This is a genomic window from Polyangium sp. 15x6 (assembly GCF_029960785.1).
Classification (GTDB): domain Bacteria; phylum Myxococcota_A; class Polyangia; order Polyangiales; family Polyangiaceae; genus Polyangium.
Window position 1 is genome coordinate 102757 of the sequence record NZ_JASBQE010000036.1, and the last position, 7807, is coordinate 110563.

Sequence of the window (7807 nt, forward strand, 5' to 3'; positions counted from 1 at the left end):
AGCGCAACCTACGCGCGCTGCGCAGCGAGCCAGGCGCGTGCGGAGGCCTCGTCGTCGAAGAACGCCGTGGGCGACGTCTTGCCCTGGACGAGCCGCGCGGCCGTCTCCAGCATGGACACGACGACACGGACCTGGAAGTTCGTCCCGACCATCGCCAGGGGGCCCATCAGCATCATGCGCCGGTCGTTCGCGGCGAGATGCCGCGCCTGCACGGTCGGGCCGGGCGTGCGCGACACGTCGCACAAGAGCAGGACTTGCCGTCCACCGGAGACCTCTTCGAGCACGTCGAAGACCGCCACCATGTCGTCCGCCTCGATCGGGCCGTCCCACGACACCACGACGAGGTCGGGCGGCTCGAAGGTCACGCGATGGGCCGAGCCGATGCGGAAAATGCGCGGCGCGTCGTGTTCCAAGGCTACTCCGCCGTCGTTCCCCGACCTTTGTAGCGAGGACGTCCACGGAATATCGTCCGACCTTCACCCCGTCAACGAACACCTTCGGGGCGCCTGTAAGTCTTGCCGGACTCTCGACGTTCTTGGGGCATGCCGGCCCTTGAAAGCCGCCCCTCGCTGCGCTCTCCTCGGAGGATCCCGATGCTCGCCCGTCCTGCTCTCCTCGCGTCCCTCGCTACCGTCGCCCTCGCGGGCCTCACTGGCTGCGCGAGCCTCGTCCCGTTCACCCACGAGATCCGCACCGAGCACGGGCTCACCGACGACGAGGTCAAGAACCTCCAGTTCTACAGCTCGCACGGCATCACGCTGCGCCGCGAGATCGAGTCGGGCGGCCGCAAGATCACGCCGGGGCACAAGCTTCTCCTGATCTCGGGCAAGCAGATCGAGGAGGTCGTGATTCCGGCGAAGACCCCGGGCGTCGCCGTGAAGGTCGGCCCGCGCGCGCTCGCCGTGAGCTTCGAGCCGGGCACCTCGCTCGTGTTCACCGTGAAGGGCTCGCGCTTGGCAATGGATGATCGCAATTTCCTGCGCCCGCTCGCGCTCGATCCTTCGCCCGCGTCGCCGTTCGAGCGAAACGTGACGAACCTGCTCGGCCAGCAGTTCGCGCAGCCCCCGAACCCGTTCCCGGGCAATGATGGCAATCCGGAGCTCGCCGGCTCCGGGGCGGTGGCCAGCGATGACGCGAGCGGCAATTACTGGCTCGACACGGACAGCGCGGGCCGTATCTCGTTCGCGGGCAAGCTCTGGAACAGCGAAGAAGACAGCATGCAGGCGCACCTGCTCATCGACTCCGATCTTCTGGAGGAGGTCGACAAGAAGCGCAACGTCCTGCACGGCGTGAAGCTCGAGCCGAAGTGATTCGGCCGCGCTATTTGCTCTTCAAGAACGGAATCGGGTGGCTCTTCAAGAGCTCCACCGTGTAACTCGCGGCCACGTCACACGCATACGCTCGAAACTCTTGCACGCGCGGCGTGTTCTTGTGCTCGTCGGCGAGGTCCGACACGCCGCGCACCATGAAGAACTCCGGCTGGCGCGCCGCCGCGAAGCACGCGCTCGCCACGCCCGCGGCCTCCATCTCCACGCCGATCATGGTCGGCCACACGCTTCGATACTCCGTGAGCACCCGCTCGACCGCGACGACCTTGTCGCCCGACGCGATCGGCCCGAGGTGGATCCGCGGCGCGCCCTCGCCCGGACGTGGCACCGTGAGGCTCGTCGTCCACGCGTCGCCGAGCACGTTCAGCGCCGCCGCGTAGAGCCGCCGCGATGCTTTGTGCACCGACCATCGCACCTCGATCCCCTGCTCCGTGAGCTTTTGCAGCTCGTAATCGACGACCTGCTCCGAGATCAAAAGATCCCCGAGCGAGACGCTCCTCGCCGCGACGCCCCCCGCGATCCCCACGAGCACCACGTGCCGCGGCCGCCAGCGCTTGATCGCCTCGCTCGTCGCCGTCGCCGCATTCACGCGGCCCATTCCGAGCAGCGGCAGCACCACGATTCGATAGCTGCCCGAGCCGTCCGCGACGGGCAACGCAGCGCGGAAATAGACGTGCACGTCGTCCTTGCGCGGCACGACCCGCTCGAAGCCGGGCAGGCGTCGCAAGAGCGCGTCGCGCTCCTCGGGCAGCGCCGTCACCAGCAAAAAATCGATCCGCTCGGGCTTCGTTTTCGACGCGCTCTTGCGCTCCCGCGGCCCCTTCGGCCGATCCGTGGCGGTGACGGGCCTCCGGCCCGAGAGCTCCTCCGTGACGAGATCGAGCAGCCGCTCGGCGACGTCGTCGGCCGCCTCGCGCGTGGCGATGGGCGTATCGAGCGCGGCGAGCTGCGCCCGCGTCACGCGCCGGTAGAGGCCCGAGCCCTCGAAATCGGCCATGATCTCGTCGAATGCCTTCTTCGCGTCGCCGCCCGTGGACGGCAGCGGAAAGACGGGCACCTGCTCATTACGCGCGGTTTGGTAGGTCTTGTACGTACCGCTGATGCCGCCGATGAGGATCACGGCTTGCGCGCGCCGCACGCTCTCGACCCATTCGGGGACACCTTTCTCCACGTAAACCACGTCGCCGCCGAAAAAGGAGGGCTCGTCGGGGCGCGGGACGATTTGCTTGAGGCGCGTGGAGAGCGGGAGCCCGAGGGCTTGCAGCTCACCCGCGAAGGCCATCGTCGCGGCCTTGTCCACGCCGTTCCAGCCGCACGTCACGAGCCCGGCGCCGCTCTGCGCCAGCGCTCGCCCGATCGCCTGCGCCGTGAGCTCCTCCGTCCTGGGCAACGGCGCTTTTCGCGAACCCGTGCCCGCGACCTGCACCCACATCTCCTGCCCCTCTGCGGCGTCACTCATGAAGGCGGAGTCTACCAGGCGCGGCGCCTCGGGTGTACGCTTCAGCAAACGCGCGGCGCGGACCCGCGCGCGGAGGAGCCGGAGCATGGATCAGGGCCTCACCGATTTCCTGCGAGATTACATCGATGCCCTCGAACGCGGGAGCGCGGCTCTCTTCGTCGGCGCGGGTTTGTCGATGGCTGCGGGCTTGCCCGGCTGGGGCAAGCTGCTCGACGGCATGGCGCGGGAGCTCGGGCTCGACGTGGGCAAAGAGCACGACCTCGTCCTCCTCGCCCAGTTTTACGTCAATCGCCAGGCCGGCAGCCGTTCCTACCTCGAATCCCTCGTCCGACGCACGTTCGATCGGGAGGTGGGGATCCCGGACAACCATCGCATCCTGGCAAGGCTCCCCATCGGCCATGTCTGGACCACGAATTACGATACGATCCTCGAAGGCGCGTGGCGGCAGGCGGGCAAGTCTTTCGACGTGAAATCCCGCAGCGGGGACCTGACGACCTCGGACCCCGAGGCCGACGCCGTGCTCTTCAAGATGCACGGCACGGCCTCGCAACCGTCCGAGATCGTCCTGACGAAAGACGATTACGAGCGGTATCCCCGCGCGCGCCCGGGATTTTTGGAGCTCCTCGGGACCGACCTCACGACGCGCACTTTCTTGTTCCTCGGATTGAGCTTCACGGATCCGAACCTCGGACACGTCCTTTCCGTGCTGCGCCGATCGTTCGAGGACGGCGCGCGCCGGCATTACGCGATCCTGAAGCGCCCCTCGGATCCGTACGACGCGCAGCGGTTCGATCTCCACGTCATGGATCTGAACCGGTATGGCATTCGTGCGCTCGTCGTGAATGACTATGCCGAGATCACGGACGTCCTGCACAAGCTGGAGCGGCGGCGGGCGCAGCGCAGCGTGTTCGTGTCGGGCAGTTTTCCCGAGGACGGCGACGAAAAGGAGCGCGCGTTCGTCACGACGATCGCGCGTGGCGTGGGGCGCATCGTGGGTTCGAAAAGCCTCAGGCTCGTGACGGGGCTCGGGCGCGTCGTGGGCAGCGCCGCGGTCACGGGGCTCGTCGAGGCGCTCGACGGTCGGACGGCCGCGGCCATTTCGAGGCGGCTCGTGGTGCGCCCGGTTCGCGAGGTGGTCCCGCCCGGCGCGTCGCTGGAGGCGTGGAAGCGAAAATCACGCGAGGACCTGATCGCGCAGGCGGGCGTGATGATCGTGATCGGAGGATTGCGGCGCGGCGTGCCCGCGCCCGGGGTGCTCGAGGAGTTCGAGATCGCGAAAACGCAGGGCCTCGTGGTTCTGCCGATCGCGGCCACGGGGCACGCGGCGCAAGTGATTCACGAGCAGATGCGCGCAGAGCCCGCGGCGCATCTCCCCGCGGAAATCGACGCGGCTTCGTTCGAGGCGCTCGGGGCGGAGGCGAAGGACGAAGGCGCGATCCTCGCCGCGATCGAGCGCTGCCTCTCACGCCTCGCGACCTGAGCCTTCGGGGTGGATTTCGTGGGCCTCCGCGCCCTACGATGCCCGGCGATGCCGAGCATCTTCTACGCGCCCGATCAGATCCGCATCGACGTCGAGGAGAGACAGACCCTCTTGAATGCCGCGCTCTCCGCCGGCATCCCTCACACCCACGTTTGCGGCGGTCACGCGCGTTGCTCGACGTGCCGCGTGATCGTGGTCGAAGGGCTCGACAACATCGAGCCGCCGAACGAGGTCGAGCGCGCGCTCGCCGAGCGCCTCGGCTTGCCGCGCGAGGTCCGCATCGCTTGCCAGGCCACGGTGCGCGGGTCGGTGCGCGTGCGCAGGCTCGTGCTCGACGACGACGACGTCGCGCTCGTCGACCGCATGCGCAAATCGAAGGTCGACCTCACCCCGGTCGGCGAGGAGATCCGCGTCGCCATCCTCTTCTCCGACATCCGCGGCTTCACCCCGTTCACCGAGGCCCTCTTGCCGTACGACGTGATCCACGTCCTGAACCGCCATTTCGAGGCGATGGGCAGCGCCGTCGCGACCGAGGGCGGGTTCATCAACAATTACATGGGCGACGGCTTCATGGCGCTCTTCGGGGTCGACGGCAAACCCGACGCCCCGATGCGCGCGGTGCGCGCCGCGCTCGGCATGCTCTCGGCGATGAAGTCGAAAATGACGCCGTACCTCCTCGCGACGTACGGGCACGCCTTCGACATCGGGATCGGGATCCATTACGGCGAGGCCGTCGTGGGCCCGGTCGGCTCGAGCGATCGGAAGGCGATCACCGCGATCGGCGACTCCGTGAATTTCGCGAGCCGCATCGAATCCGCGACGAAGGACGTCGGCGCCCGCCTCCTCGTCTCGGAGGCCATTCATCGTGAGATCTCCGGGCGCGTCGTGATCGGTAAAACCGCGCGTGTGCCCGTCAAAGGAAAAACCGGCGAGCACGGGCTCTTCGAGGTGACCGCCATCCGCGAGGGCTGACGCTCAGTTTTTCCGGTAGACCAGGAGCTCGTTTCCGTATTCGAGCCTCCGCATTCGCCGGAGCCCGTGCGGCGCCATCACGCGATCGAGGATCCGGGGGTCCAGGTATTCGACGCCGATCCACGTGAACGCCGGGTTCGGATTGACGACCACCACGTGCCCGCCCGCCGTCAGATGCTCGGCCATGGTCGCCGCGGCCCGATCCAGGTGGGGCACGTGGTTCAGCGCGTGGACCGCCGTCATCACGTCGTATCGCTTCCGCAGCCGTCGCTTGGCCGCGGCCGCGCCGAAATCGAATCGCTCGACCCCGTCGATGCGCCTTCCAGGATGCCGCCCCCGCGCCTCGCGCACCACGAGCCCCGTCCCGCTGCCGACATCGAGCATCGAGCGGAACGGCAATTCTTCGAGCATCGTGAAGAGCGCCACGAGGTCCATCCGATAGCTCGGCGATCGATGAAACGCTTCGAGCTCCCATCGGGGCCGCTCGGCGACGTGAATCGGTTGCAGGGCGACGTGGTTCATGGTGCAGCCGGAGCAGGAAAACGTGATGCGGACGGATGAGTCCTTTGCACCTCACGTGCCACGGCTTTGACGCGTGGTTTTACGTCGCGTGTTCTCGGGGGGGCTGCGCAGGTTGCGCAGGATCGGCGCGACCTGCGCCGCGCCCTTCCCGCGCTGTCACGGCCTACAGGCCCGGGATGGTTCCGAAGAGCGAAGGCTCGATCTTGCCGACCGTCGCTTCGACCTCGAACCGATACACGACGCCGTCGACGTCCTCGGCGACGACGTGCCGGAGCGCCGCGGGATCGCCCCGCGTCACGAGCACACGATCGACGTGGAGCTCGACGCGCAGGATCCCCGTGCCGGGCTCGCGCGGCCCGCCCGTGAGCACGACGGTCGTGGGCGACGACGATCCCTGCGCGACCGAGAGCGAAAACGTGCCCTGCGGGCCCATCGCGAGCGCACGCCACAAGGCGAGCAAGGGCGTGGCCACGCGGCGCGGCGCCGACGGGCCCTGGCCGTCGCGGAACTGGATGGAGGTGACGCCGTCGTAGATCAGCCGATCGTGGCCGTGTACGTCGCTCAGCACCGCGAGGCGGAAGGTCGCGCCGTCCCGCGCCTCCACCTCGACGGCGACCGGCGGCGCCGTGACGACCGCGCCGTCAGGCCCCGTCGCCTGGCTCTTGATGAGCGCCGCGACGGGCGAAGAGCGCGGGTAAATCGCGTCGAGCGCGCTGCCGAGCTCCTCGCCCGCGGGCGCGGAGGCGCGCTCGGGCCAGGTGAGCGGCGACGCGAGCGAGACCGGCGAGATCCGCGTCGAGCTCACGGGCTCGGTCGAGTGCGGGCCAAACGTGGCGAGGTCGTTCTCCGTGCCGTCGGGAGGATCGAGCAGGAGCAGCCGACCCACGTGCGTGAGCGCGGCCGTCTGCGGCAAGCCCGGCGCGCCTTGCGCGAGCGCGGGCGTGGCCGAGGCCGCGAAGCGCGCGGCCACGGGCGGGAAGGGCAGGGGAGGCAGGAGCGGCTCGGGCGGGCGGCCCGGGTAGACGAGCGCGCGGATCAACGTCACGCCGAGCGGATCGGCGGCGCGCAGCGCGTCCGTTCGGTCGCGCGGGACCCAGTCGAAGGCCTCGCGCACGGCCGACACCAGCGCCTCGACGTCGAGGCCTTCGCCCTGCATGCGCTCGACGGACCATTGCAGCGCGGCCGTCCCGCCTTGCTCGGCGGCCTTGCGCAGGAGCGGGATGCCGCGCTGCGCCGCGCCGCGCGACAGGGCCACGAGGCCCGCGCAGGCGAGCATCGCCGCGTCGCCCGGCGGACGCGAGCCCGCGCGCTCGAGCCGCGACATCGCCTCCTCGTAGCAAGCGACGGCCGCGCGGTGGGCGCCGAGATCGTCGAGCCTGCGCCCGTGCCGCACGAGCTCGAAGGCCGCGCGCAGGTGCACGCGCCCGTGCCGCGCGTCGCCCTCCTCCTCGCTCGCCTGGAGCAGCCCCGGCAGCTCGTCCACGCCGCGGGTCTGCTCGCGCATCAGCGTGAGGTACCAGGCGACGTCGGCGCGGCGCTCGCGCATGTACACCTCGCCCGGGTGATCGAGACAAACGTCCACCCAGCGCAGCGTGTCCTGCAGCGCTTCGAGCCGCGCGATCGCCTCGTCCTTCCGGCCGAGCGTGGAGAGCAGGTGCCCTTCGAGCAGCGCGGCCGAGAAGCGCACGCGGTGCACGATCGCGCCGAGCCCGCCGAGCGAGGCCCGCACCCGCCCGAGCCGTTCGAGCGCCGCTTCGGGCTTGCCCGCGCGCGCGAGCACCGCCACCTCGTTGTAGGCCGCCGCCGCCGCGACCTCGTGGAACGGGCTCTGCCATGTCCCCGTGAGCCGCTCGGAGAGCGCGCCCAGCACCGCGAGCGCGTCGTCGTAGCGCCCCGCGAGCCCGAGCGCGGCGCCCTCGTTGCACGCCGCGATCGCCGCGAGCGCGCCTTCCGCCGGCGTCGGCGAAGGCCCGAGCCGCTCGCGCAGCGCGCTCGCCCGCTCGGCCGCCTCGTCCGGCCGGCCCGAGCGCGCCAGGACGAACGCCG

Annotated in this window: 6 protein-coding genes and 1 pseudogene; 3 read left to right on the forward strand and 4 right to left on the reverse strand. The window is 69.7% G+C overall.

Going from position 1 to position 7807, the window contains the following annotated elements; all coding sequences use genetic code 11:
- Positions 1-8 precede the first annotated feature (8 nt).
- Entirely contained in the window at positions 9-413 is a 405-nt protein-coding gene (locus QHF83_RS25745) for an STAS/SEC14 domain-containing protein (protein WP_282420581.1), read from the reverse strand.
- Between the two features lie 180 nt (positions 414-593).
- Between QHF83_RS25745 and QHF83_RS25750 the strand changes: the two genes are divergently transcribed.
- A complete protein-coding gene (locus QHF83_RS25750; RefSeq protein WP_282420582.1) occupies positions 594-1310 on the forward strand; it encodes a DNA-directed RNA polymerase in 717 nt (238 codons plus the stop codon).
- Positions 1311-1320: 10 nt separating this feature from the next.
- Here the strand turns inward: QHF83_RS25750 and QHF83_RS25755 are convergent, their stop codons facing one another.
- On the reverse strand, positions 1321-2787 hold the full coding sequence (locus tag QHF83_RS25755) for a 5'-methylthioadenosine/S-adenosylhomocysteine nucleosidase (protein ID WP_282420583.1): 1467 nt from the start codon (positions 2785-2787) through the stop codon (positions 1321-1323).
- Positions 2788-2872: 85 nt separating this feature from the next.
- Here QHF83_RS25755 and QHF83_RS25760 point away from each other — a divergent pair, with 85 nt between their 5' ends.
- Both QHF83_RS25760 and QHF83_RS25765 read left to right on the forward strand, forming a co-directional pair.
- A complete protein-coding gene (locus QHF83_RS25760; RefSeq protein WP_282420584.1) occupies positions 2873-4267 on the forward strand; it encodes an SIR2 family protein in 1395 nt (464 codons plus the stop codon).
- A gap of 48 nt (positions 4268-4315) precedes the next feature.
- Positions 4316-5239 (forward strand): adenylate/guanylate cyclase domain-containing protein, encoded by a 924-nt coding sequence (locus tag QHF83_RS25765; protein ID WP_282420585.1) that lies wholly within the window; start codon positions 4316-4318, stop codon positions 5237-5239.
- A 3-nt stretch (positions 5240-5242) separates the two neighbouring features.
- Here the strand turns inward: QHF83_RS25765 and QHF83_RS25770 are convergent, their stop codons facing one another.
- Both QHF83_RS25770 and QHF83_RS25775 read right to left on the reverse strand, forming a co-directional pair.
- A complete protein-coding gene (locus QHF83_RS25770) occupies positions 5243-5761 on the reverse strand; it encodes a class I SAM-dependent methyltransferase (protein ID WP_282420586.1) in 519 nt (172 codons plus the stop codon).
- 163 nt (positions 5762-5924) lie between these two features.
- Positions 5925-7807: pseudogene (locus tag QHF83_RS25775) on the reverse strand (hypothetical protein); the annotation flags it as partial.